Annotated in this window: 23 protein-coding genes; 11 read left to right on the top strand and 12 right to left on the bottom strand. The window is 51.9% G+C overall.

The window, feature by feature from the left end; translation table 11 throughout:
* Nucleotides 1-7: 7 nt before the first annotated feature.
* The gene (locus tag AC5SV9_RS10885; protein WP_475152409.1) at nucleotides 8-2,074 is read left to right on the top strand and encodes a protein-disulfide reductase DsbD family protein; all 2,067 of its coding nucleotides are present in this window, start codon (nucleotides 8-10) and stop codon (nucleotides 2,072-2,074) included.
* 38 nt (nucleotides 2,075-2,112) lie between these two features.
* On the top strand, nucleotides 2,113-2,712 hold the full coding sequence (locus AC5SV9_RS10890; protein ID WP_475152412.1) for a redoxin domain-containing protein: 600 nt from the start codon (nucleotides 2,113-2,115) through the stop codon (nucleotides 2,710-2,712).
* On the opposite strand, the gene AC5SV9_RS10895 is transcribed toward AC5SV9_RS10890, so the two are convergent.
* The 3 genes from AC5SV9_RS10895 to mtnK all read right to left on the bottom strand — a co-directional run bounded on the left by AC5SV9_RS10895 (nucleotide 2,709) and on the right by mtnK (nucleotide 6,589).
* Entirely contained in the window at nucleotides 2,709-3,656 is a 948-nt protein-coding gene (locus AC5SV9_RS10895; RefSeq protein ID WP_475152413.1) for an exo-alpha-sialidase, read from the bottom strand. The two genes, AC5SV9_RS10890 and AC5SV9_RS10895, sit on opposite strands and share 4 nt — an antisense overlap.
* A 20-nt stretch (nucleotides 3,657-3,676) precedes the next feature.
* Nucleotides 3,677-5,131, bottom strand: coding sequence for an EAL domain-containing protein (locus AC5SV9_RS10900; RefSeq protein ID WP_475152414.1), 1,455 nt, complete (start codon nucleotides 5,129-5,131; stop codon nucleotides 3,677-3,679).
* Between the two features lie 258 nt (nucleotides 5,132-5,389).
* Entirely contained in the window at nucleotides 5,390-6,589 is a 1,200-nt protein-coding gene (gene mtnK / locus AC5SV9_RS10905; RefSeq protein ID WP_475152416.1) for an S-methyl-5-thioribose kinase, read from the bottom strand.
* 88 nt (nucleotides 6,590-6,677) lie between these two features.
* On the opposite strand from mtnK, the gene mtnA reads away from it, so the two are divergent.
* Nucleotides 6,678-7,706, top strand: coding sequence for an S-methyl-5-thioribose-1-phosphate isomerase (mtnA, locus tag AC5SV9_RS10910; protein WP_475152418.1), 1,029 nt, complete (start codon nucleotides 6,678-6,680; stop codon nucleotides 7,704-7,706).
* Nucleotides 7,707-7,887: 181 nt separating this feature from the next.
* Here mtnA and AC5SV9_RS10915 read toward each other — a convergent pair whose 3' ends face one another.
* The 5 genes from AC5SV9_RS10915 to AC5SV9_RS10935 form a co-directional block, all read right to left on the bottom strand.
* Nucleotides 7,888-8,415 (bottom strand): tetratricopeptide repeat protein, encoded by a 528-nt coding sequence (locus AC5SV9_RS10915; protein ID WP_134058809.1) that lies wholly within the window; start codon nucleotides 8,413-8,415, stop codon nucleotides 7,888-7,890.
* Between the two features lie 140 nt (nucleotides 8,416-8,555).
* Nucleotides 8,556-9,464 (bottom strand): LysR family transcriptional regulator, encoded by a 909-nt coding sequence (locus AC5SV9_RS10920; protein ID WP_475152420.1) that lies wholly within the window; start codon nucleotides 9,462-9,464, stop codon nucleotides 8,556-8,558.
* A 267-nt stretch (nucleotides 9,465-9,731) separates the two neighbouring features.
* Nucleotides 9,732-10,274 (bottom strand): 1,2-dihydroxy-3-keto-5-methylthiopentene dioxygenase, encoded by a 543-nt coding sequence (locus AC5SV9_RS10925; RefSeq protein WP_475152422.1) that lies wholly within the window; start codon nucleotides 10,272-10,274, stop codon nucleotides 9,732-9,734.
* 2 nt (nucleotides 10,275-10,276) lie between these two features.
* Nucleotides 10,277-10,951, bottom strand: coding sequence for an acireductone synthase (mtnC, locus tag AC5SV9_RS10930; protein ID WP_475152424.1), 675 nt, complete (start codon nucleotides 10,949-10,951; stop codon nucleotides 10,277-10,279).
* Between the two features lie 3 nt (nucleotides 10,952-10,954).
* Complete coding sequence (locus tag AC5SV9_RS10935) at nucleotides 10,955-11,587, bottom strand: methylthioribulose 1-phosphate dehydratase (protein ID WP_475152427.1); 633 nt, start codon at nucleotides 11,585-11,587, stop codon at nucleotides 10,955-10,957.
* 104 nt (nucleotides 11,588-11,691) lie between these two features.
* On the opposite strand from AC5SV9_RS10935, the gene AC5SV9_RS10940 reads away from it, so the two are divergent.
* Genes AC5SV9_RS10940 through AC5SV9_RS10950 form a run of 3 tightly spaced genes read left to right on the top strand, consistent with a single transcriptional unit; the run spans nucleotide 11,692 to nucleotide 14,794 of the window.
* Nucleotides 11,692-12,837 (top strand): pyridoxal phosphate-dependent aminotransferase, encoded by a 1,146-nt coding sequence (locus AC5SV9_RS10940; protein ID WP_475152430.1) that lies wholly within the window; start codon nucleotides 11,692-11,694, stop codon nucleotides 12,835-12,837.
* Nucleotides 12,825-13,637 (top strand): amidohydrolase, encoded by an 813-nt coding sequence (locus AC5SV9_RS10945; RefSeq protein ID WP_475152433.1) that lies wholly within the window; start codon nucleotides 12,825-12,827, stop codon nucleotides 13,635-13,637. Before AC5SV9_RS10940 ends, AC5SV9_RS10945 begins: the two co-directional genes overlap by 13 nt.
* On the top strand, nucleotides 13,637-14,794 hold the full coding sequence (locus AC5SV9_RS10950; RefSeq protein WP_475152436.1) for an MFS transporter: 1,158 nt from the start codon (nucleotides 13,637-13,639) through the stop codon (nucleotides 14,792-14,794). Before AC5SV9_RS10945 ends, AC5SV9_RS10950 begins: the two co-directional genes overlap by 1 nt.
* Here the strand turns inward: AC5SV9_RS10950 and AC5SV9_RS10955 are convergent.
* Nucleotides 14,753-15,256, bottom strand: a complete 504-nt coding sequence (locus tag AC5SV9_RS10955) for a M48 metallopeptidase family protein (protein ID WP_475152439.1) — start codon at nucleotides 15,254-15,256, stop codon at nucleotides 14,753-14,755. The two genes, AC5SV9_RS10950 and AC5SV9_RS10955, sit on opposite strands and share 42 nt — an antisense overlap.
* Nucleotides 15,257-15,389: 133 nt before the next feature.
* Here AC5SV9_RS10955 and AC5SV9_RS10960 point away from each other — a divergent pair, with 133 nt between their 5' ends.
* From AC5SV9_RS10960 to AC5SV9_RS10970, 3 genes are all read left to right on the top strand, one after another.
* The gene (locus tag AC5SV9_RS10960; RefSeq protein WP_475152441.1) at nucleotides 15,390-15,815 is read left to right on the top strand and encodes a cytidine deaminase; all 426 of its coding nucleotides are present in this window, start codon (nucleotides 15,390-15,392) and stop codon (nucleotides 15,813-15,815) included.
* A 3-nt stretch (nucleotides 15,816-15,818) separates the two neighbouring features.
* Nucleotides 15,819-17,132 (top strand): thymidine phosphorylase, encoded by a 1,314-nt coding sequence (deoA, locus tag AC5SV9_RS10965; RefSeq protein WP_475152442.1) that lies wholly within the window; start codon nucleotides 15,819-15,821, stop codon nucleotides 17,130-17,132.
* Between the two features lie 80 nt (nucleotides 17,133-17,212).
* Nucleotides 17,213-18,091, top strand: a complete 879-nt coding sequence (locus tag AC5SV9_RS10970; protein WP_475152445.1) for a TIGR02285 family protein — start codon at nucleotides 17,213-17,215, stop codon at nucleotides 18,089-18,091.
* Here the strand turns inward: AC5SV9_RS10970 and AC5SV9_RS10975 are convergent.
* The 3 genes from AC5SV9_RS10975 to trxA form a co-directional block, all read right to left on the bottom strand.
* Entirely contained in the window at nucleotides 18,041-19,336 is a 1,296-nt protein-coding gene (locus AC5SV9_RS10975) for an NAD(P)/FAD-dependent oxidoreductase (RefSeq protein ID WP_475152448.1), read from the bottom strand. The genes AC5SV9_RS10970 and AC5SV9_RS10975 overlap by 51 nt on opposite strands.
* 94 nt (nucleotides 19,337-19,430) lie before the next feature.
* Nucleotides 19,431-20,696, bottom strand: coding sequence for a transcription termination factor Rho (gene rho, locus AC5SV9_RS10980; protein WP_134058772.1), 1,266 nt, complete (start codon nucleotides 20,694-20,696; stop codon nucleotides 19,431-19,433).
* A gap of 191 nt (nucleotides 20,697-20,887) precedes the next feature.
* Complete coding sequence (gene trxA, locus AC5SV9_RS10985; protein ID WP_134058770.1) at nucleotides 20,888-21,214, bottom strand: thioredoxin TrxA; 327 nt, start codon at nucleotides 21,212-21,214, stop codon at nucleotides 20,888-20,890.
* A 102-nt stretch (nucleotides 21,215-21,316) separates the two neighbouring features.
* Between trxA and rhlB the strand changes: the two genes are divergently transcribed.
* Both rhlB and gppA read left to right on the top strand, forming a co-directional pair.
* Complete coding sequence (gene rhlB / locus AC5SV9_RS10990; protein ID WP_475152452.1) at nucleotides 21,317-22,603, top strand: ATP-dependent RNA helicase RhlB; 1,287 nt, start codon at nucleotides 21,317-21,319, stop codon at nucleotides 22,601-22,603.
* Entirely contained in the window at nucleotides 22,569-24,110 is a 1,542-nt protein-coding gene (gene gppA, locus AC5SV9_RS10995; protein WP_273020530.1) for a guanosine-5'-triphosphate,3'-diphosphate diphosphatase, read from the top strand. The genes rhlB and gppA overlap by 35 nt, the downstream gene beginning before the upstream one ends.
* Nucleotides 24,111-24,174 lie beyond the last annotated feature (64 nt).

Here is a 24,174-nt window from a genome sequence, read left to right on the forward strand (position 1 = left end):
GAGCCTTATGCGTAGTGTGATGTTACTGCTGTTCTGTTTCAGTTGCTTTGCGCCGCTTTGTGCTGCGACAACCGGCTGGCAGACGGCGAAACATTTGCAGGCTGAATTGGTCAGTGAATACCAGCAGGTGCAGCCTGGTCAAACACTGCAGCTGGCGCTGCACTTTGTGCCCGATGAGCACTGGCACACCTACTGGCAAAACCCCGGTGATTCTGGCTTACCGACACAGTTAAGCTGGACATTACCAGAGGGGATTAGCGCCGGTGCAATTAAGTGGCCCACTCCACAGGCGATTGCAGTGCCGCCTTTGGTGAATTACGGTTTCGAAGGCCAGACCATTTTACTGTCAGATCTGACTGTTGCTTCCGACTATCAGGCCGACACCTTGCCGATAAGCTTAAACGTGGATTGGCTGGTATGCGAAGAGGTGTGTATACCTGCTGAAGCGCAGTTTAATCTGACACTGCCGGTGGCAGCTGAGGCAGTGTTGGCTGAAGACGCTGTCAGTTTGTTTCAGCAGGCGCAGCAGCAATTGCCGCAGCCGATTAATGTGTCAGGGCAGTTTGACGTATCTGGCGGCGCCTTTTCCGCGGTGCTGGATATACCAGCAATACAGCCCATTAGTGCTTTTTTCGTCGCCGCAACCGAATTGGTAGACCATGCCGCACCGCAGCAGGTTACGCTGAATGGCGAGCAGTTATTGCTGCAGCAGCCGCTAAATACCTATTTTTCTACCGCGCCACAGCAACTGTATGTCGTACTGATAACTGCCGATAACAAGGCCTATAGCCTGCAACTGCAGCAGGCACGCAGTGCTGGTACAGAAATTCTGATCACCCAGGGGCAGCAGGATCCGACAGCCTTTTGGCTGATACTTCTGCTGGCTGGCGCCGGCGGCGTTTTACTAAACTTAATGCCTTGCGTGTTCCCGGTGTTGTCGTTAAAGGCACTCAGTATTGCGGGTCATGGTCTGGTGCGCCGGCAACAACAGCTGCAGGCGCTATGGTACAGCCTGGGTGTGGTGGTGAGCTTTGTCACGCTGGCAATACTGCTAATTGTACTGCGCAGTGCCGGTGCCGCAGTGGGTTGGGGTTTTCAGCTGCAAACCCCGTACCTGGTGGCATTGCTGGTATACCTGTTGTTTGCGCTGGGGCTAAGTTTATCGGGTGTGGTGCAGTTTGGCCTTGGCCTGATGAACATCGGTAGTGCTGTGGCAGACAGCGGTGGTAGCAGGGGGGCATTTTTTACCGGTGTACTGGCAGTGGTAGTGGCTAGCCCATGCACGGCGCCTTTTATGGGCACGGCACTAGGCTATGCCGTCAGCCAGGAAACAGCGATAGCGCTGCTCATATTTGCCGCGCTGGGCTTTGGTATGGCATTACCGTTTCTATTGTTGGCATTTGTACCGGGTTTTTCCCGTGTATTACCCAAGCCCGGTGTCTGGATGGAAACGCTGAAGCAATGGCTGGCGTACCCACTGTATTTAAGCGCGGTCTGGCTGCTTTGGGTATTTGGCCGTCAAAGCGGTATTGATGCTCAGGCGATGTTACTGATAGGTGCCGTGTGTATAGCTGCGGCGTGCTGGTTGTGGGGGCGGCGCCAGTTATCGCTTGCCGGTAATGGCAGTGTCATACTGGCTGCGGTACTACTGTTGTTTGCATTAGCGCTGCCGGCGTTTGCGCCGTATCAGCCGCGCAACCAGGCTGATACGGCCGCAGCCGATCCATCCTGGCAAAGCTGGTCTGCTGATACGCTGAGCGAACTACGCCAGCAAGGTAAACCGGTACTGGTGAACATGACCGCAGACTGGTGTATTACCTGCCTGGTTAATGAGCGGGTAGCGCTGAGCAGTGACAGCACTAAAGCTGCGCTGGCGCTTTACGATGTCACTTATCTGAAAGGCGACTGGACAGTACGCGATGCGGCCATTACAGAATATCTACGCTTGCATCAGCGCGATGGTGTACCGCTTTACGTACTGTATTGGCCGGGGCAGCAGCCAGAAGTGCTGCCACAGATTCTAACGCCTGATACGGTGCCGCAAGCGCTGGCGCGGTTAAGCCGGCAACCCTGAACCTTAGTGAAAGTTGACAGCTTACAGGAGACATAAAGATGAAATTACATCGTTGGATATTGGCAGCCTCAGCTGCAGTGTTGTCGCTGGGCTTAACGGCTGCGCCGCAGATTGGTGCGCCGGCACCGGATTTTACGGTGGTTGACTCTAAAGGCAGTAGCCACAGTTTGCGCGACTTTGCCGGTAAAACGGTCGTGCTGGAATGGACTAATCACGACTGTCCGTTCGTAAAAAAACACTATCAGGGCAATATGCAGGCATTGCAAAAAGAGATGACGGCGCAGGATGTAGTCTGGCTTAGCGTCATTTCATCTGCGCCTGGTAAGCAGGGCCACGTTTCTCCGGCTGAAGCTGATGAGCTGACCGCAAGGCGCAATGCAGCACCCACTGCTGTAGTGTTTGATGAGTCTGGTGTGGTAGGGCAAGCATACGCCGCAAAAACCACACCGCATATGTATGTGATAGATAAAGCCGGCTTACTGCAGTATATGGGGGGTATCGACAGCATACCCTCGGCGAAGGTCGGGGATATTGCTAACGCTACGCCCCTGTTTGCCAATGCAGCTAAGGCAGTGCTTGCTGGCGAGACGCCTAATCCTGCAATCAGCAAACCCTATGGTTGCAGCGTGAAGTACTAAATACCAGTCGCGAGTGACACAACAGCAAGGTATATCGCTGTTGTGTCTTCATGCGATGAATAATAACTGATATACAGCGTATCACCCCGCAGCACCATACCGGCATAGCTGCAGTCACCGCCGGAGGGTAATACCAGCGCTTGCGTCAGCTGGCCGGTTTTTCTGTCTAACCAGCACAGGCTGGTGCGGACCTCGTTATCGTATAACCTGACACAACACATTAGCCTGCCATCAGGCAACTGCAGCCACTGCGGTCCGCCTATACGACAACCAATGTCCTGCCAATGCCAATCAGTGTAAGGCGGCTTGCTTTGGCCGAACAAGCCGTGCTCCGGGTCACGCCGCAGCAGGCTCAGCATGGTGCCGGCACTGTCAAACAACAGGCCGCTCTCATTGGCATAGCTGCCGCTGTAAATATCGGCCACTGCACTGAAGTTACATTGGTCTGCGCTATGGTACAGCCGGACAAAGTGAGGTTTGCCGATTTTATAGCCCAGTGCATAAAGGTTTTTGCGCTGCCATGCCATTCGCCACAGCCAGATATTGTGCTCTCCGACGGCTGTTGCCTCATACCAGTTAATGCCATCATCTGATTGCCATATATAAGATTGATGGCTATACCGGCTGCGGTCGAGCAGGGCGCCTGCCCCCAGCAATAACAGCTTGCCGTCCGGTGTCGGGCTGAGTTTTGCATCGCGTAAATCGGCCGCATTGTCCTGTATCAGGGCTACACTGTGCCAGGTAGTTGTATCTTCCGAGCGCAAAATACGCAGTGCACCATCGCCGGATACGTGAGTGCTACCCTCGCGGCAGACACACCATAAGGCGCCTTTGAAGTCGATCAGATCAGTAAAAGCGTTATGCGGGGCTTGTTGCCAGATGCGGTTTACCTGTTGTAATTGCAGCATCATCGTCTCCGGTTTGCCTGAGCAGACTACAACCATAGCTTGCCCGGCTTGCTATTTCAGCTGCTCCTGCGCTGCTGGCAGGAAAATTGCCGTAAATAATCGGCAAATTCTGTCAGCGGCATAGCCCTGGCAAAATGCCAGCCCTGGCCCAGCTCAATACCCAGCGAACGGAGCAGGCTGGCCTGCGCCAGATTTTCAATGCCTTCTGCAACGATGCGATAGTTCAGTAACCTAGCGATATCACGGATCTTTGGTATTAATGTGGATTTAATGCTGTCGGCTTCCATGTCCTGAATAAAGCTTTTATCAATTTTCAGATAGTCAGCATTTAATGAACGTAGTCCGGCCAGGTTGGAATAGCCGGTGCCAAAGTCATCAATCGACAGCAGTAAGCCCGCCGCTTTCAGTGAAGCCAGATGTTGCTTGGAGCTGCTAAAGCTCAGTTCTTGCTGCTCGGTAATTTCCAATACCAGTTTGATCTTACGCTGCTGCACTTCAGGCAATTGCAACAACTGCAGGATCCTGCCGCTGGCAATATCCTGAGGATAAACGTTCAATGACAGATAAAACTGCTCAGATAAGCCCGGCAAAGTGCTCAACCCGCTCAGCGCCTGCTGCGCGACAAAGCAGGTGAACTGACTGCTCAGACCAAGCTTACTCAACATCGGAATAAACTGCAGGGGGCTCAGTTGCCCAAGTGGGTCCTGATAGCGGGCCAGTACTTCGCAGCCGGTAACCTGATTTTGCTCTAAATCGATAATAGGTTGAAATACCACTGAAAAATGGCCGTGCTTTAAGCCCTTGCTTACCCGGTAGCGCAGGCTATGACGGCGCACAGCCAGTTGGCGCCAGCCGAACCAGGCCAGAATACTTAGTGCCAGCAGCGCCAGGATGACAGCAGTACTTTGCAGCGGATAATTTCGCAGCAATAAAATAAAACTAAACTGCTGCGCCAGACAAAAGCGGGAATAGGCAGAACACTGATGGTAATAATAATGCGGCCACTGCAGGGCGGCGAAGGTTTCAGGTTTAGCGCTCTGATAAACCCCGCGGTTGCCACTGGTATGAGCCACGGCTATACCGGCAATATTAACCAGCTGCCAACGCACATCCTGTCTTGGTGGCAGGGTATCTATATCGCTGACGATGCTGACGCTGTAATGGTGTTGCCGTACGACGGTGCCGGTGATTCGCTGGCTGATATCGCCAAGCGGCTGGTGCAGCCAGATACTGCTGTTACGCACAGAATAAAAGCTTGGGTCTTCACTTACCGGGTATTGGCTGAGCTTGCCGGCGCTGGCCGAACAGATGGCATCATTGCCGTTGTAGTAGGTAATATCGCGGATATAACGTGTCCCTAGCAGCAATTGCCGCATTGCGGCTAAATCGCCGGCGCTGCAACGCTGTGCTGGCATAGTATTGAGCTGATCCAGGGTGTGCTGGGTTTCTGTGGCGATGTCGTCGACGCGGCGTAGGTATTCCTGAGCACTCTGTTGCAGACTAAAATGCACCGAGCTGCTAACAGCTAAGCTTAACAAAGCTGATAGTATACAGGCAGTTAGTACTGCCACAGCAGCAGCGAAATATTTGTGATAAACCCAGAGCGCCAAATGTACCTCTATAACCAACGGCAGCCATGCCTTTGCAGCCTACAGCGCGCAGCAGCTTGGGTACAGTACGAAAGTGTAACCAACTGTTCACAGTCGCTTTAGCTGTGCGCATTGTCCATCAGAGGGTAAAGCGACACGCTGTTACCGTTTCTTTAATTTTTATTTCAGGTGACGCAGTAATGTCAGTACCTGGTCAATATTGCTCAGTTCACGGCGTTGCATAATCAGTTCACGGCCCAGCTGTAACGCTTTACGCTCACTTTTGGCACGCAGGTCGCTGTCGCTGATGCTGTCAAGGTCTGCGACATGGGCCAGGCCAACTGTGCGGCGGATCAGTTCGCAGCCGGCATAACCTAAAGCGTCGGCCAATATTTGTTGCACGAAGCGCTGCTGATACAGACTGTTTTGTAAGCCTGGCTCACGGCATTCAGTCTCCATTAGCTGTTTAAACTGCTGCGAAAATTGTTGCCACAGCAGGCGGATCTGCTGCTGCAGGTAGTCCTGATGCTGCTGGCGGGTCTCATTGTCAGCTGTTAAGCCAAAGTGGCCCTGGTAGTTAAGCAACAAATTACCTATCAGGCTGCCCACGTCGAAGCCAATAGGGCCGTAAAAACCAAACTCGGCGTCAATCAGCTTGCAGTTTTCGTCATTAATAAAAATGCTGCCCGTGTGCACATCGCCATGCAGTAATGCCTGTGGTTTAGATAAAAAATCGGCTTTTAACTGCGCGACTTCTGCCTGTAATGCTTCATCATGCCACAGCTGCTGGGCATCGCTGTTAATCGCGGTGTGAATGTTATTGCGCTCGTGGTTGCAGTAAGGGTCAGTAAAGAACAGATCTTCAGTAATCAGGCAGAGTTCCGGGTTCAAAAAGCGGCCAACCTGCTGCTTTTTATTCGGCCCGGTCAGCGCGAAATCACTGGTGAAATACAGCGTTTGTGCCAGATAGCTGGCCAGCTGTGGTGCCAAATGCGCAAACTGCTTGCCGCTTATCAGCTCTGTGCGCAAAATGCGGTAGTCTTTTAAGTCTTCCATCAGAATAGCGGCCTGCTCAGCATCATAGTGCAGCACCTCTACGGTGTGATCCGGGCACAGTTTACGGTGTTTCAACAGTACTTCGGCTTCAATCCGGGCGCGATCTATCGTTAACGGCCAGCTTTCACCGACACAGCGGGCGTAAGGCAGAGCCTGTTTGACAATCAGACTGGTGCCTTTGTCGTTAATGACACGGAAGACCAGATTCAGGTTACCGTCGCCAAATTCCTCGCAGCTTAACTTGCTGTGATCGCCGAACAAGCCACTATGCTCGTCGGCGAAGCGCATAGCGTCATCAGTGGTAAAGGTGCGGTATTCGGCCATAGTGTCGGTTCCATACTTGTGTTGAAAAAAGCAGGGCTGCATAATCGCAAACCTTATAGACGTCTGCAACGCCAAACAGGAATAAGCTATGAAAAACTTAACCTCTCTCAGCCTGAAAACCGTGCAGGGCGAATTATTTGTACTTGATCAGACCTTGTTGCCGCAGCGCCAGCTATGGTTGCTGTGTCAAACCGTGCCCGCTATGGTGGCGATGATTAAAGCGCTGCAACTGCGCGGTGCCCCCGCCATTGGCATCGGTGCCTGTTTGTTACTGGCATACCGCGCCAGTGTCGGCGACAGCCGCGAGCAGTTGCTGCGCGATGCTGAGGTGCTGCGTGCAGCGCGGCCAACCGCCGTTAATCTGATGAACAATCTTGATACTATGATAGCTGCGCTGGCGCAGGATGATTACAAAGCAGCCGCTATCGCCTGTGCTGAACAGTTATTCGCTGAAGACGTAGCACTATGCCAGCGTATGGCAGAACATGGCGCGGCGCTGGTACAACAGGGCGAGCAGCTACTGACACACTGTAATACCGGCGGCCTGGCAACCGCCGGGGTTGGTACGGCACTAGGTGTGATTAATCTGGCGCATCAGCAGGGCAAAAATATCCGCCTGTGGGTGGATGAAACCCGGCCGCTATTGCAGGGAGGGCGGTTAACCGCCTGGGAATGTCAGCAACTGGGTATTCCGTACCAGCTGATTTGCGACAATATGGCCGCTATGCTGATGGCGCGTGGCCAGGTCGACCGTATTTTTGTCGGCTCTGACCGTATTGCTGCCAATGGTGACTTTGCTAATAAAGTGGGCACTTACTCATTGGCGGTGTTGGCGCATTATCATCAGGTACCGTTTTACGTGGTCGCGCCGCATACCACGGTTGATTTAGCCTGTGCCGACGGCAGTGCTATCCCGATTGAACAGCGTGATGCCAATGAAGTGCGCGGTGTCAGCGGTGCCTTTGGCAGTGCCATCTGGGCGCCGGAGCAGGCAAATGTATTTAACCCGGCATTTGATGTCACACCAGCAGAACTGGTGACCGGTTGGGTACTGGATACCGGTGTTTACTCACAGGCTGATATTGCAGGTGGCGTACTGGCGCAATTCGCCAGGTAAAAACAAAATTGCAGATAAAAAAACAGAGTTACACCGGGGAGTAGTAACTCTGTGATACACACGGGGGAGTGTAATAGTCGAAGCAGTGAACAGGCGCTTACTCTGTTTACTGCCGGGTACTGCTATCAGACAAGGTGCAGGCGCTTACTCTGCACTAAGCTGATTTCAGTATCAGCAGTGCTTATTCTGCCGATACCATAGCTACATCTAAACCGCTGTTTGCTTTGTTCAGAGCTAACTCTAAACGCTGCAGGTTGTGCAGGTTAACATCGCTGCGGTTTAATTCCGCTGCGCGGCTGAAATCGGCCAGGGCAGCAAGGTTGTTGTTCTGCAGTAAACGCAGAACGCCACGGTTAGTCAGGGCATAGGCACGCATTTCACGTTTTTCGCCGCTGCTGACATAATGAAACTGCTGTGCAGCTGAAACGGCACTGTCACAGGCTGTTTCTGCTTGTTGCAGTTTGCCGCTTTTAGTGAAGCCAACGCACAGGCTCATCTGGCGTGAGAAGTTATCTACTTCTGCACTGTTGCTGGCTAAGGTTTCAGTAATACCCTGGTCGAACTGACCGGCCTGTAAAGCCGCTACGCCAGGTGTATCTTCAATTAGTACCATTTTATAGCCATTGGTGTTGGCTGATGCGAGAAATGAACCCGAGGCCATCAGCATCAACGCCAAAGAACTGCCTAACTTAATTGATCTCGCTTTCATAGTGTGTTGCTCCCAATTTCCCATCCAAGCAGCCGCTCTCGGTCTGCAGGAGTAATTTTGAGCAAAAGCACTAGAACTGACAAACGATAAAAAAAAACCTGACAAGTGAAAAAAATTCACCTGTCAGGCGCTACAGTTTGTCATGCAATGGTCGCAACAGGGCTGTTGGCCTTTAGCAGAAAGCTCTGCAGAACCCAGTCGATCAGCAGCTGTATCTCGTCCCGCGCCGGGTCGTTGTCGTGGCGCACCAGATAATAGCGATCGCGGCTTAGCAGTTCCTGTTCGAACAGGCGCTGCAGGCTGCCGTTGGTAAACCAGCCGTTACTGATCGGCAGAGGAATTAGCGCTACGCCCAGGCCCTGCTGGGCGGCACGGGCGACACTGAACATACTGTCCAGCTGAATAATCTGCTTCGGTTGGAAATTATGGTAGCCGACATGCTCTGCCCACTGGTGCCAGGCATGAGGCCTGGCCTGATGCAGGATCAGTGGCACCTGCTCCAGTACGCGGTAGCCTTTGCTGTGCCATTTATGGTACTGCTGCGTATTACAAGCGGGCACATAGCTGATAGGGAACAAATCGTATGCAACGATTTCAGTCGGTGTTTTGCCGGATAAGATAATCGATAAATCAGTATATTTTGGGCTTTCACGCCGCGATTTTACTGTTTCCAGCTTCAGGTTGATATTCGGGTATTGCTCTGCCCAGCCGATTAGCCGTGGCACAAACAGCTCGCTGGCAAAAAATTCCGGCATCGAAATACTGACTTCCAACATGCGCTGTGCCTGACTGAACTCACCGATTGTCATTGCCAGCTGGTGCATCAAGGGTTCTATCGCCTGATAAAACCTTTTACCGGTTTCTGTCAGAACAATAGCGCGGGTCTGGCGTTCAAATAACTGCAGGTTGAGGTTATCCTCCAGTTGTTTTATCTGGTGACTGACTGCTGAAGGCGTCAGGTACAGCCTTTTCGCAGTTTCTTTGAAACTTAAACAGTCCGCTGCGACGCAAAAACAACGCAGGCCGCGCATGGGGGTATGCATTGGCATTATATAGCACTCAGTCTCATGTATTAGCCGCTGGTTTTAGTCGACAAATATTGCATTATCATTAACAACGCTGAATTGATGCTTAACACTTTATAAATGAAGCAGCTGCATAAAATGCACCAAGGCTGATATGGCTATAAGCTCGCGGCTTATAGCAGGCTCATTAGCAGCGATTGCATCATTTTGGCGCAGGCATGCCTTAAAAAGTATCAGTTAAGGCGACATTTTCCAGTTAATAGCGATGTCGCGGGTATGGATGGTGGAGTTTCAGGCCAGCAACGGAAAGCGACTGGCGATGCTGCTGCCGGTAAAGTCAGCTACCCAACCCGCAGGGTCATTAAACAGGCGAATAGCGGTAAACTCCGGCTCGCTGCCCATATCAAACCAGTGCGTGGTGCCAGCAGGTACACTGATCAGGTCGTTCTGCTGACACAGTATCTGGTATACCTTGCTGTTAATATGCAGGCAGAATAAGCCCTGGCCGCGAACAAAAAAACGCACTTCATCTTCACTGTGGGTATGTTCTGCCAGAAATTTCTGTCGCAGTGCGGCTTTTTCCGGATGGCTGCTACTGAGTGATACTACATCAACAGTGATATAGCCGCGCTCGGTTTTCAGTTTATCGATATCGCTGGCATAGGCCTGCAGGATCTGCTCCTGGCTGCTTTGTGCATCAATCGGAGCTGTAGCTTGCCAGCGTTCAAAGCGGATGCCAGCCTGTTGCAATTGTTGCACAATGGCTGCGACATCGCTGCTGGCAAACAGCGGTTGAGACGGTTCATCAGCGCTGAATATGGTTAAATGACTCATCTTTACTCCGCAACCTGGTAAAAATCGGTGGCCGTTTTATGCTTTCCGACCGGTTGCCGTTCCCGGATCAACTGTACTGTGTCAATACCCAACTGGGCTGCAGCATCAAGCTCGGCTGTAACATCAGATAAAAACAGCACTTGCTTGGGCGGCAGCTGTAACTGTTGCAAAATGGCGGCGTAAGAGGAAATATCGCGTTTCGCGCCGATACGGGTGTCGAAATAGCCACTGAATAACGGCGTTAAATCACCGGCATCACTGTACTGAAACAATAACTGTTGTGCCTGAACAGAGCCGGAACTGTACACGTAGAGTTTAACCCCCTGACTGTGCCAGTGCTGTAGCTGCCTGACGACATCATCGTACACATGACCGGTAAAGGCGCCTGTCTGATAGCCATGTTGCCATACCATGCCCTGTAGTGCTTTGAGTGGTGTGACTTTCTCGTCAGCGGCTATCCATTGTAATAATTGCTGGCTGATCTGCTCTATGCTGGCATCACTTTGCTGCATCAGCGTACGGCATGCCTGCAGCTGAGCGGCGACGTCCGGATTATGCTGCTGTGTCTGGATAAACGCCGGCAATTCGCGTGCTGCATAAGGAAACAACACCTCGGTGACAAAACTGATACGGCTGGTGGTGCCTTCAATATCGGTAACAATAGCGGAATACTTCACGGTTTACCTTGCTAGTTTTAACCTTTCCAGTTCGCAGTTTATAAGAAATTCCCAGCCTTCTAAATGCCTTTTTGCCTCGTCGAGGCTGCGCCCCCAGACATAGAGGCCATGGCCTCGTACCAACAACCCCCAGTTCAGTGGTTGCTGCTGCCAGCGCTGGCGAACCTGAGCTGCCAGGGTAGGAATGTGTTGTGTATTGTCAAACACAGCCAAAGGGCAGGGGCCGTCGTGGCTAGTGTTGCCACTGATGGCTTTTTGCATTTCATAGCCGTTGAACTGATAGCTGTCTTCAGCAATCAGGCGTGAAAATACCGTAGCTTGTACAGAGTGGGTATGTAATACGGCCTTAATTTGGCCGTCTAACTGGTAAAGCTGCGCATGTAACGCTGTTTCAGCTGATGGCTTGCCGGGGCAGCTAAGCTCTCCGCCTTGCCAGCTGACGGGCAGTAGATCCTGTGGGCTAAGCTCGCCTTTATCCTTGCCAGACGCGGTAACCAAAGCACTGTGCTCTGAGCTTCTTACCGAAAAGTTTCCACCGGTGGCTGGCACCCAATGACGGCTGGCGATCCAGCGGCCTAAAGCGCACAGCGCTATAGCGTTAGGATTAAGCTGATGCAGCTGGGCAGTATTATTCATGATATTTGAACCTGTTGCTAAACGTTTAAGCGTTTAGATGTCTATACATAAAACGGGCTAAATGATAGCATTCAAGCCGGTTTTCGCAACTTTTTCTTGCCGCTATGACATTGCAAAGCAAACTGCCAAAGGTGGGCACCACCATTTTTAGCCAGATGTCTCAACTGGCTGCCAGGCACCAGGCCATTAACTTATCTCAGGGTTTCCCGGATTTTCCGGCAGATGCACTGCTACTGGATAAACTGGCTGAATATAGCCGGCAGGGGCTGAACCAATACGCGCCTATGCCCGGTATTGCTGAGCTGCGTGAACAAATCGCCGTACTGATACAGCGCTGCTATCAGCGCGATGTCAGTGCTGACCAGGATGTCACTGTTACCAGCGGCGCAACGGAAGCACTGTTTGTTGCCATCAGTGCTGTGGTGCAAGCCGGAGATGAAGTAATTGTATTTGACCCGGCCTACGACAGTTATGAGCCGGCAATTAACCTGTGCGGCGGCACAGCTGTGCACATCGCCCTGCAGGCCCCGGGTTATCGTATCGACTGGCAGCAGGTGGCAAAATCGATCACTGCACGTACTAAACTGATTATTGTTAACAGCCCGCATAATCCAACCGGCATGGTGTTTAGCCAATCAGACTGGCTGGCGCTGCAACAACTAGTGCTGCAGCATAATTTGTACTGCATAAGCGATGAAGTGTACGAGCATATGGTATTTGACGGCGTAGTGCAGCTTAGTGCGCATTGCCTGCCTGAGTTGGCGCAGCGTTGCTTTATAGTCTCTTCATTTGGCAAAACCTTTCATGTTACCGGCTGGAAACTTGGTTATTGCGTCGCGCCGGCGGCTTTAACTGCAGAGTTTCGTAAGCTACATCAGTACGTCACGTTTTCCAGTTTTACACCTGCGCAGTACGCTGTGGCGGCGATGCTGAAGCAGCAACCACAGCAGGTCGTTGGGCTGGGCGCATTTTATCAGCGTAAGCGTGACAGTTTCGCCGAACTACTGCAACACAGCCGTTTTAAGCTGTTACCTTGCCAGGGTACCTACTTTTTACTGGCAGATTACAGCGCCATCAGTGACATAGATGATGTGCAGTTTTGTCAGTGGCTGACCACAGAGCACAAAGTGGCTGCTATTCCGCTGTCAGTGTTTTATCAGTCGCCGCCAAATGCCCGGATTATCAGGTTTTGTTTTGCCAAACAAGACAGCACCCTGCAGGCTGCCGCGGAGCTGTTATGTCGGATTTAATCAACCCACAACAGGTTAAGCCATTGCGGGTCGCCTTGTTGCAAACAGAGCTGGTATGGCAGGACGCCGCGGCAAACCGGGCGCTGCTGGCGTCAAAAGTGGCGGCTTGTCACAATGCTGATCTTATTGTCCTGCCGGAGATGTTTAGCAGCGGTTTTTCGATGCAAAGCGACGCAATCGCGGAACCAGAAGGCGATACCCTTGCGTGGCTGATACAACAGTCGGCGCTAACCGGTGCGGCACTCTGCGGGTCTGTGGCAACCCGTAGCGGTGATGATTGTGTTAACCGCTGCTACTTTGTGACGCCACAGGGGCAGGTAAGCCGCTATGACAAAAAGCATTTATTCCGCATGGCGGGTGAGCATCGGGCGTACCGCGCCGGCACGGAACGGGTAATTGTTAACTATCAGGGCTGGCGGATATTATTGCAGGTGTGTTATGACCTGCGTTTTCCGGTATTCAGCCGCAGCCGCAATGATTATGACATAGCGCTGTATGTGGCAAACTGGCCTGCTGCCCGCTCACATGCGTGGCGCACGTTATTGCAGGCACGAGCGATAGAAAATCAGGCCTTTGTGCTGGGTTGTAACCGGGTAGGTGCCGATGGCAATGCGGTGGCATATAGCGGCGACAGCCTGATTGTTGACTATCTGGGGCAGCCCGTTGCAGATGTAAAACCTGGTGAGGACAGTGTGCTGCGCGCTGAGCTGGACTATGTAAAGCTGCTACAATGCCGGCAGCAGTTTCCAGCCATGTTGGATGCTGATGCCTTTATACTGTCTGCCCCCGAGGATTGTTAATGTCGCGTTTTCAGCCAACTGCCGCCATTTTCAGCGGTTTCTTCTTACTGGGTAACCTGATTATTTTATGGGGCATGCTGCTGCCTGATATGGCGCAGTCGCTGCAGATGGCGCCTGTGATCAGTGGTATGTTCTTCAGCCTGATGTCTGCAGGTACTATTGTCGGTGCTGTTATCGGTGGTAAATATGTACAGAAGTTTAACTTTCTGCATTTATTCGCCAGCCTGGCGCTGGCGGAAGCAGTGCTGCTGGCTTTGTTATCTTTTGTCAGCCATTGGCAGCTGTTACTGCCGCTGATTGTGTTGGTTGGCATGACATATTCTGTGATGTTCACGATCGGCCACACGCTGATCGCCCGTTTGTATGCCGACCGGCGGGCTGCAATGATGGGCCTGATGGATTTTATGTTTAGCCTGGGTACGCTAACGGCGCCTCTGTGGGTAGTTGTGTTGTACTGGTATGTTGCCGACTGGCGCTGGCCGGTTAGGCTGATTGCCCTGGCAATGGTGTTAATGGCGGCGTACAGCTGGCGGCTGGGTGCACACAAAGTGGTGCAGCATCATGCCGCCGGCAGCAAAGGTAAAAGCCTGTCATACACTGCAGTGCTCAGAAAGCCGGTGTTTGTTATTCTGCTGCTGGCGATGATTGGGTACGGCGCAGCAGAGTGGGGCCAGGGCAACTGGTTTGTCAGTTACGCGGTAAATGGCGCTGGTTACAGCACAGAAGACGCGCGTTTGTTGCTGGCCTGGTTTACCGGCGGTATGGTGCTGAGCCGTTTGGGTTTTGCCTTGCTATTACGCTGGCTGAGTGCGCCTGCGTTAATGCGCATTCTGTCTGGTTGTGCGCTGGGGGGCGGCTTGATGTTGATCCTGGCACACAGTTATCCGGCACTGGTGCTCGGCAACTTTGCGCTTGGTATCGGTATTGGTGGCTTATTTCCGCTGCTATTGTCTACAGCAATGGATCTGGATGCCGACAACGGCCCTGTGCTGTCCGGGCTGGCGAATATTGGCACCTCAGTGGGCTTTCAGTTTGCTGGTTTGGTTACCGGTTTTTGGGCGCAACAGGCAGGCATTTTGCAAGCCTTTATGATGGTGCCACTGGCCTGTGCCTGGTTATTGCTGATGATTTGGCTGTTCGCGGCAAAGCAACCATAGCCGGGTATCAAGTTCCAGCTGATGATAGTGCGGCTCCATATGCTGGCAAAGTTGATAAAACGCTTTGTTGTGCTGTTTTTCTTTAAAATGCGCCAGTTCATGCACCACTATCATCCGCAGAAATTCAGCAGGTGCCTGCTTAAACAGTGCAGCAATGCTAATGCTGTTATGGGCTTTTAATTTGTTGCCCTGCACCCGGGACTGAAAGGTATGCATACCCAGCGCCTGTTGCAGTACATTCAGTTTGCTATCATATTTTACCGACGCCAGTTGTGCCGAATGGCGCATAAACTGATTTTTCAGCTCGCAAATGTAGTTATACAGGGCTTTGTCACTTTGTACCTGATGTGTTTGCGGGTATTTCTGCCGGATATAACTGTCGAGCTGGCCGCTTTGAAGTAACGCTTCGGCCTGCTGTTGAATGGGCTTGGGATATCCGGCCAGATATTTTACCGACTGCATGCAACCTTCCTCTTCTGACTGTGCTGACATTATAAAGCGCTTGGCGGCGAACGTCATGCTGTGAACTGCCGGACTTGACCCGGAAGCTATTCGCAGTAACACTACACTCCCATAACTAACACGAGTTTAACCAGTGAGCGAAATTAACTGGGCTGCCCTGCAACAGGCAGCGCAAGATGCCGCGGCGCAGGCATATGCGCCTTATAGCAAATTCCCGGTCGGTGTTGCTGTGCTTGCTGCCAGCGGTAAAGTTTATACCGGCTGCAACGTTGAAAATGCCTCTTATGGCGGAACCGTTTGTGCTGAGCGCAATGCCATCGCGGCTGCAGTAGTCGCCGGTGAGCGTAAATTTGAGGCGCTGATGGTGTATACGCCCCAAACCATGTTAACGCCACCTTGTGGTATTTGCCGGCAGGTGATTGCAGAATTTTTCAGCCCGGACGCACCTGTGGCCAGTTGTAATCATATGCAGCAACAGCAGCAGTGGACACTGGGCGAGTTGTTACCTGCTGCTTTTACCCCAACCTACCTTGCCAATAGCACTAAAGTTGGAGCTTAATGCATGATCCCGCAGGAAATTATTAAAACAAAACGCAATGGTGGCAGTTTAAGCCAGGCTGAAATTAAGCAATTTGTAAAAGGCTTAACCGACGACAGTTTTAGCGAGGGGCAGGTCGCTTCGCTGGCAATGGCCATTTACCTCAATGGTATGAGTGTCGATGAAATTGTCACGCTAACCCTGGCGATGCGGGACAGCGGCACTGTACTGAACTGGCAAGGCAAACTGAATGGCCCCGTTGTTGATAAGCACAGCACAGGTGGTGTCGGTGATAAGGTGACACTGATGCTGGCTCCGATGGTGGCCGCTTGCGGTGCTTTCATGCCAAGTATCGCCGGCCGGGGCTTAGGCCATACCGGCGGCACAGTCGACAAGCTGGAAACCATACCGGGCTACAGCTGTACACAAAGTCTGGAAAAAATCAGCCAGTTGTTGCCCAAGCTTGGCTGTGTCATCGTTGGCCAAAGCAGCCAGCTGGCACCGGCAGATCGGCGGTTATATGCTATCCGCGATGTTACTGCTACCGTGGAGTCCATCCCGCTTATTACCGCATCCATTTTATCTAAAAAGTTATCAGAGGGGCTGGATGCTTTGGTAATGGACGTAAAAATTGGCAACGGTGCCATTATGCGCACCGTCGATGATGCCTCAGCGCTGGCCAACAGTATCGTCAACGTTGCCAATGGCGCCGGTGTGTCGACCCGGGCGCTGCTGACCGACATGAACCAAATTCTCGGGGCAACTGCCGGTAATGCACTGGAAGTTATGGAAACGCTGGATTATTTAACCGGTAAATACCGTGAGCCACGTTTACATCAGGTGACGCTGGAACTGGGCGCTAACATGTTAATGCTGGGTGGGTTATACCAGGATAAGGCCAGTGCAATCAAAGCGCTGGAGCATAGCTTAAGTTCAGGCAAAGCCGCTGAGATATTCGCCCGTATGGTATCGGCGCTTGGCGGGCCGGCTGATCTGATAGAAAAGCCTCAACAGTATCTGGCGTCGGCGCCAGTGGTGCAGGATGTCGTGGCATCTGTTGACGGTTATGTCAGTTACCAGGACACGGTAGCGCTTGGCATGGCGGTAGTGCGACTGGGTGGTGGGCGTTCACATCCGAGCCAGCAGATAGATCCAGCCGTCGGTTTTAGCCAGATTGTAGCCGCCGGCACTCAGGTGCGGCAGGGGGATGTTCTGGCCCGAGTGCACGCAGCAAACCGCGATGCCGCGCAGGTTGCAGGGGCAGAGTATTTAGCGGCGCTGCGCATAAACGCTGCGCAACAACCTGCCTTTCCGTTACTGCATCACACCATTGGCTAGCATCAGTTAGCACACACAAGGCACTGGCAGCACCAGATGTTTTTAGCTACAGTTAACGCAGTTAAAATTCAGGTGTTGCCATGTTAATACGTTGTCTTGCTCTGCTGTTTTGCTGCAGCCTTCAGGCTAAGCCACAGCTTATATGGTTACATACTGACTGGCCTCCACATCAGATCGTCAGCGGACCTTTCCAGGGGCAAGGCACTTTTGACTTGCTGCAACAACAACTTAAGGCAGCGATGCCGCAATTCGATCATCAACAGCGGCTGGTTAGCCTGGCGCGGTTGGAACAGATGTTTCAGCAGCAAGATGAAACGGTTTGTACCATCGGTACGCTCTATTCAGCCGAACGCGCCCAAACAAGGCTATTCTCCGCGCCAATAGCGGTGGGGGCAGCACTGGCGGTCGGTTACCTGCCGGGTAAGCTGACATTGCATCCTTCAATGCAAAAAGAGGGGGCGAATATCGCTGAACTTGCACAGGACAAAAGCCTGGTTGGTGCCTATCAGGCAAACCGGTTATATCCGGCACAGATGCAGCAGTTACTGCAGCAGGGGGACAGCAACCTCAGCAGTCAGGCCTTTACCAGCGAAGTTAATGCAGCAGCCTTGCTTGGCAGCAACCGTGTTGATTACGTGATCGAGTACCCTGAGCGGATGCAGTACTACAGTCATCTGTTAGTGCAACCCGTTGTACTGGAGTACCGGGCGATTGCAGGCGCTAATGTCGCCAGTGTTACGCATGTGGCCTGTACTTTTGGCGAGGTAGGAGAGGCCGCGATTGCCGCCGTTAATCAGGCTTTGCCAACGTTATGGCAAAGCCCGGCGTATCTGGAAGCAATGCACCGCTGGCACGACGACAGTAGCCGTCAGCGCTTACAGCCTGATGTTGCTGCGCAACAGGCGGCGTTAATGCAGCTTCAGCCTCGGGCGGACAATGCGGTTGATGCGCGCGACTAAACTAATCACCAGCATTTTTATCCAGCCATGCAGCGCAACCTGATGCATACGATATAAAGATATATAAGCCAGTCGGGCTATGCGGCCTTCAATCATCATAGCGCCGCCGACCAGGTTGCCCATTAAACTGCCAACGGTGCCGAAGCGGCTTAGTGAAATCAGTGAGCCATGATCGTTGTATTTGAAGTCTTGCAAAGGTTTGTCGTTAAGCTCTGCCAGAATATTACGTGCTACAGCACTGGCCATCTGGTGGGCTGACTGTGCCCTTGGCGGTACCCATTTACCATCTGGCAACGGGAAGCCAGCGCAATCGCCAATCGCGTAAATCCGGCTGTCGTGAGTGGTTTGTAGTTTTGCATTAACCAGTAACTGATTAAGCCGGTTGTTTTCCAGCCCTTCAAATGACGCCAGAAAATCAGGTGCTTTGATACCCGCCGCCCAGACCATCAGTTCGGCCTCCAGGTGTTCATCACCCAATTGCAGGCCGCTTGCATCTGCGGCAGTAACTTTTGTGCTGGTACGTACTTTCACACCAAGTTTCTGTAGTTCTTTTAATGCTGAATTGGCAATGCGCTCAGGTAATGCCGGCAGAATACGCGGCCCGGCTTCAATCAGGCTGATATTCAACCGATCTTTACGCAGGTCATCAAAACCATAAAGGTTGAGCTCGGCTGCGGCATGATACAGCTCTGCTGCCAGCTCAACCCCGGTTGCGCCTGCGCCGACAATAGCAATGTTTAGCGTATCTTTCGGATGACCGGGGGAGTTTAGTTTCAGGTAGGCGTCGAGCAGATGGCGGTGGAACCGGTTGGCTTGTGCCGGGCTGTCCAGAAAAATACAATGCTGTGCCACGCCGGGCGTATTGAAATGATTGGATACACTACCGATTGCCAGCACCAGATAATCATATTGCAGCGCTCTTGAAGCCAATACCTCTTCACCGTCATCACCTAATACCGGAGCCAGGATCACCTGCTGCTGTTCCCGCTTAATACCGGTTAAACTGCCAAGCTGGAAGTCAAAACCATGGGCGGCCGCATGGGCGCGATAGCTGAGCTGATCTATTTCAACATCCAGCGTGCCGGTTGCCACTTCGTGCAGTAGCGGTTTCCAGATATGGGTATGATTCCGGTCTATCAGAGTGACGCGGGCTTTGCCTTTGCGGCCCAGTTTATTACCTAAGCGGGTAGCCAGTTCCAGGCCTCCCGCACCGCCACCGATAATGACAATATGCGGCTGTGTCATCAGGTACTTCCTTCTGCTAAAAATAAAGCAATGTACTGTTTGCCTGCGTTAGGCTGCGGGCAATAAAAAACCGGCAACAAGGCCGGTTTTTCAGTTAACTTTTTTGCCGTTTCATGGCTTCAAAGAATTCGTCGTTTGTTTTGGTCATCAGCAGTCGATCAATCAGGAATTCCATACATTCGGTCTCATCCATCGGGTTGAGAATTTTGCGCAGGATCCACATTTTTTGCAGTTCTTCCGGCGATGCCAGCAGTTCTTCACGGCGGGTACCAGAGCGGTTAAAGTCGATGGCAGGGAACACGCGGCGTTCGGCAATTTTGCGCGATAAGTGCAGTTCCATGTTACCGGTACCTTTAAACTCTTCGTAAATAACTTCGTCCATTTTGGAACCGGTATCAACCAACGCTGTGGCGATAATAGTTAAGCTGCCGCCTTCTTCTACATTACGGGCTGCACCGAAGAAGCGCTTTGGCTTATGCAGGGCGTTGGCATCAACACCACCGGTTAACACCTTGCCTGAGCTTGGAATAACGGTGTTGTAAGCGCGCGCTAAACGGGTAATTGAGTCCAGCAGAATAATCACGTCTTTTTTATGTTCAACCAGACGTTTGGCTTTTTCGATCACCATCTCGGCAACCTGAACGTGACGGCTGGCTGGTTCGTCGAAGGTTGACGCGATAACTTCGCCTTTTACCAGGCGTTGCATCTCGGTTACTTCTTCCGGGCGCTCGTCAATCAACAATACCATTAGCACGCAATCAGGGTGGTTAGCCGCGATTGACTGGGCAATGTTTTGCAGCAAAATGGTTTTACCGGCTTTTGGTGGTGCCACAATTAAACCGCGCTGGCCTTTACCGATAGGCGAGGCTAAGTCCAGTACCCGGGCGGTGATATCTTCGCGGCTACCATTGCCACGCTCCATCCGCAGGCGGGAATTCGCATGTAATGGTGTTAAGTTTTCGAACAGGATTTTATTACGGGCTTGCTCTGGGCGACCGAAGTTAACTTCATTTACCTTAAGCAGGGCAAAGTAACGCTCACCTTCTTTCGGTGGGCGGATAAGGCCAGAAATACTGTCGCCGGTACGCAGATTGAAGCGGCGGATTTGACTCGGCGATACATAAATATCGTCGGGGCCGGCTAAGTAAGAGCTGTCACCCGAGCGCAGAAAACCGAAACCATCCTGTAGGATCTCCAGTACGCCATCACCGAAAATTTCTTCGCCGTTTTTGGCGTGGGATTTTAAAATGGCGAAAATAATGTCCTGTTTACGCAGGCGGGCCATATTTTCCAGGCCCATAGACTCAGCCAATTCAACCAGCTCGCTAATCGGCTTCAGTTTCAGTTCTGTTAAATGCATATTGATGGGTTTCTTGTTGATATATAAACAGGGTAATGCTTATCGGTTCGATAAAATAAGGTTTGGAAGTGGTTTTTCGACAGACAAGCGTGGTTTAGAACGTTTTACTGGCTACACAATAGCAGCTGACTACTGGTGCGTCCAGCGTTGAAACAGAAAAAGGCGTATAAAAATACGCCTTTTTGCTTAAATCAGATATTGCTGTCGAGAAATTCTTTTAACTGAGTTTTCGACAGAGCACCCACTTTAGTCGCGGCAACCTGACCATTTTTAAACAACAGCAGGGTTGGGATACCACGGATACCAAACTTAGGTGGAGTATTCGGGTTATGGTCGATGTTAACCTTCGCAACGGTAACTTTGCCCTGATATTCCGCTGCAACATCGTTCAGAATCGGAGCGATCATTTTACATGGACCACACCACTCTGCCCAGAAGTCGACTAACACCGGCGCTTCGGCTTTCAGGACGTCGGTTTCAAAGCTGTCATCAGAAACCTGTAAAATAAGTTCGCTCATTTGTATCTCCGCTAGTGCTATGCAGCCTGGCTGCAAAAAAGTGTTATCAATTTAAACGTGGCTGTTCCTTATTGCAAGCGTAACGGTTATGCTTAGCGCCGTATGAATAAAACACACTTAACTACACATAAATTCGCCGATTTTGCATTGGCACCACAGGTTCTTGACGCTTTAAATGCGCAAGGTTTCGGCTATTGTACGCCCATTCAGGCTCAATGTTTACCTCTGGCATTAGCCGGTAAAGATATTGCCGGCCAGGCCCAAACGGGCACGGGTAAAACACTGGCGTTTTTAACAGCAACATTCCACCATCTGCTGACGCATGAACCCAGAGGGTCTGGCCAGCCGCGTGCCATTATTATGGCCCCCACGCGGGAGTTGGCGGTGCAGATCCATCAGGATGCAAAAATGCTGGCAGAAAAAGCCGGCTTGCGCCTTGGCTTGATCTATGGGGGCGAAGGCTACGATACTCAACGTCAGTTACTGGAAAATGGCGTAGATATTTTAATTGGCACAACCGGCCGCTTAATTGATTACTTAAAACAAGGCCTGTACGACTTATCGCAAATTCAGGTTGTTGTGCTGGATGAAGCCGACCGGATGTTCGATCTGGGCTTTATCAAAGATATCCGTTTTATGTTTAATCGCATGCCACCGGCGACAGAGCGGTTGAGCCTGCTGTTTTCTGCCACTTTGTCTTACAAAGTGCAGGAGCTGGCATTTGAAAAAATGAATCAGCCGGAGCATATTCATATCGCGCCGGAAGAGATGACGGGCAGCCGGATCAGTGAAGAGCTGTTTTATCCGTCAGATGAGCACAAGATGCCATTATTGCTGACACTGATGGAAGAAGAGTGGCCAGACAAAGCCATTGTATTTGCCAACACCAAACACTGGTGTGAAGAAGTGCATGCCTGGCTGGAAGCTGACGGTCATCGTGTCGGTTTGTTAACCGGTGATGTTATTCAGAAAAAACGCCTGCGTATTCTGGAAGATTTTACCAGTGGCAAACTGGACATTCTGGTCGCTACTGATGTTGCAGCGCGTGGTTTACATATTCCCAAAGTCAGCCATGTGTTTAATTACGACTTACCGGACGATTGCGAAGACTATGTGCACCGTATCGGACGTACTGGCCGCGCCGGTGAAAGTGGTAAGGCTATCAGTTTCGCCTGTGAGCGTTATGCGCTGAACCTGACAGCAATAGAAGACTATATCCGTCATCCTATCCCGGTGACACAATATGATGCCAGCGCACTGCTGGACGATATTAAAACGCCGAAGCCGCGGGTTCGCCGTCGCGCAGGCCAGGCCAGAACCGGCAGCCGTAGCGGCTCAGGTGGACGCAGCAGTAATGGCGCAAGAGCCCCTCGCAACCGCCCTCGTTAATCCGGCGCAAGCTGCCGAGCAATCACCGCATCAGGATATCTATGCGGTGATTGACCTTGGCTCCAACAGTTTTCATATGCTGATGGTCAAAGTCGTTGGTGGCTCGGTGCAGGTTATCGGCCGGGTAAAACGCAAAGTACGCCTTGCCGCGGGTTTAAATGAAAATCTGGTATTAAGCCGTAAAGCGATGAAACGTGGCTGGGAGTGTCTGGCATTGTTTGCTGAGCGGCTACAGGATATTCCGCCACAGAACATCCGCATTGTCGGCACTGCCACCTTGCGTCTGGCCAAAAATGTTAAAACCTTTCTTAAAGAAGCCGAAGCCATTCTCGGGCAAAGTGTCACGGTAATAAGTGGCGAGGATGAAGCCCGCATTATCTATCTGGGTGTCGCTCATACATCAAACAGTGACAGCAATCGTCTGGTCATTGATATCGGTGGTGCCAGTACTGAGGTTGTGATCGGCGCTGGCTTTAATCCGGTGTTGCTTTCCAGTCTTAATATGGGCTGTGTCACTTACCTGGAGCGCTATTTCAGCGACGATGAACTCAGCGAAGATAATTTCAGCCGTGCCATTGCTGCAGCAGAGCAAGAGGCTGGCAGTATAGCCGATCAGTACAAACAGGCCGGGTGGCAGCTAGCAGTCGGCGCTTCTGGCACAGTGCAGGCGTTACAGGAAATTCTGGTGGCGCAAGGTAAAGATGAGGTTATCACCCTTAACCGGCTGGAAGATATTATGCAGCAGGCCTTGGCGTGCGGCAGGATGGAACAGCTGCATATCACCGGGCTGGCGCAGGAGCGCAAGCAAGTGTTTCCGTCCGGTCTGGCCATACTTATTGCCCTGTTCCGACAGCTGAATATTGCCGGTATGACTTTATCCGGCGGTGCGCTACGTGAAGGCGTATTGTACAGCATGCTGCCTCAGTTACAGCACACAGATGTACGTAGCCGTACCGTCAACAGCCTGATGGTGCGCTATTTTATTGACCAGCGCCATGCAAACCGGGTGGCGGAAATGGCGTGCGAGCTGGCAACGCAGCTGCAAAGCCGCTGGGACTTAAACAAGTTTGAAGGCCATAGCATGCTAAAAAGCGGTGCGCTGCTGCATGAACTTGGTTTATTGATCGAATACAAGAACCACCATCATCACGGTGCATACATCATTAATCACTCTGATTTACCCGGCTTTACCCGGGCGCAGCAACAGCTGGTGATGGCATTGGTATATAACCACAGGGCCGATATCAGCCGGGATATTATCGCCCGACAGACGATGACCTCAGTGTTGCTAACAGTGCGGTTGACGCGGATTCTGCGTTTGGCTGTCATCCTGTCGATGCGGCGGCGGCATGAAGTATTACCGCAGGTGGATATCAGCAGCAAAGGCGAACAACTGGTATTGCAGATGCCAGCAGGCTGGCTGGAGCAACATCCACTGATGCGGGCCGAGCTGGAACAGGAAGTACAATATCAACAGCAGGCCGGTTGGGATTTGCTGATTAAGTAGCCCTGCGATAACACCGGGTAAATATTACTGCAAAGTGTGTAATTCTTGCCCGGTAACCTGCCGC

The sequence above is a fragment of the Rheinheimera sp. ATLC3 genome (genome assembly GCF_059429535.1).

Bases quoted from the DNA above. Each gene is read 5' to 3' on its own strand.
- AC5SV9_RS10955 (WP_475152439.1), bottom strand. From the start codon at position 15,256: ATGCAGTCGGTAAAATATCTGGCCGGATATCCCAAGCCCATTCAACAG.
- mtnK (WP_475152416.1), bottom strand. From the start codon at position 6,589: ATGGCCGAATACCGCACCTTTACCACTGATGACGCTATGCGCTTCGCC.
- trxA (WP_134058770.1), bottom strand. From the start codon at position 21,214: ATGAGCGAACTTATTTTACAGGTTTCTGATGACAGCTTTGAAACCGAC.
- AC5SV9_RS10935 (WP_475152427.1), bottom strand. From the start codon at position 11,587: ATGAATAATACTGCCCAGCTGCATCAGCTTAATCCTAACGCTATAGCG.
- rhlB (WP_475152452.1), top strand. From the start codon at position 21,317: ATGAATAAAACACACTTAACTACACATAAATTCGCCGATTTTGCATTG.
- deoA (WP_475152442.1), top strand. From the start codon at position 15,819: ATGATCCCGCAGGAAATTATTAAAACAAAACGCAATGGTGGCAGTTTA.
- AC5SV9_RS10970 (WP_475152445.1), top strand. From the start codon at position 17,213: ATGTTAATACGTTGTCTTGCTCTGCTGTTTTGCTGCAGCCTTCAGGCT.
- gppA (WP_273020530.1), top strand. From the start codon at position 22,569: ATGGCGCAAGAGCCCCTCGCAACCGCCCTCGTTAATCCGGCGCAAGCT.
- AC5SV9_RS10885 (WP_475152409.1), top strand. From the start codon at position 8: ATGCGTAGTGTGATGTTACTGCTGTTCTGTTTCAGTTGCTTTGCGCCG.
- AC5SV9_RS10975 (WP_475152448.1), bottom strand. From the start codon at position 19,336: ATGACACAGCCGCATATTGTCATTATCGGTGGCGGTGCGGGAGGCCTG.
- AC5SV9_RS10920 (WP_475152420.1), bottom strand. From the start codon at position 9,464: ATGCCAATGCATACCCCCATGCGCGGCCTGCGTTGTTTTTGCGTCGCA.
- AC5SV9_RS10925 (WP_475152422.1), bottom strand. From the start codon at position 10,274: ATGAGTCATTTAACCATATTCAGCGCTGATGAACCGTCTCAACCGCTG.
- AC5SV9_RS10915 (WP_134058809.1), bottom strand. From the start codon at position 8,415: ATGAAAGCGAGATCAATTAAGTTAGGCAGTTCTTTGGCGTTGATGCTG.
- AC5SV9_RS10940 (WP_475152430.1), top strand. From the start codon at position 11,692: ATGACATTGCAAAGCAAACTGCCAAAGGTGGGCACCACCATTTTTAGC.
- AC5SV9_RS10950 (WP_475152436.1), top strand. From the start codon at position 13,637: ATGTCGCGTTTTCAGCCAACTGCCGCCATTTTCAGCGGTTTCTTCTTA.
- AC5SV9_RS10890 (WP_475152412.1), top strand. From the start codon at position 2,113: ATGAAATTACATCGTTGGATATTGGCAGCCTCAGCTGCAGTGTTGTCG.
- mtnA (WP_475152418.1), top strand. From the start codon at position 6,678: ATGAAAAACTTAACCTCTCTCAGCCTGAAAACCGTGCAGGGCGAATTA.
- AC5SV9_RS10895 (WP_475152413.1), bottom strand. From the start codon at position 3,656: ATGGTTGTAGTCTGCTCAGGCAAACCGGAGACGATGATGCTGCAATTA.
- AC5SV9_RS10945 (WP_475152433.1), top strand. From the start codon at position 12,825: ATGTCGGATTTAATCAACCCACAACAGGTTAAGCCATTGCGGGTCGCC.
- rho (WP_134058772.1), bottom strand. From the start codon at position 20,696: ATGCATTTAACAGAACTGAAACTGAAGCCGATTAGCGAGCTGGTTGAA.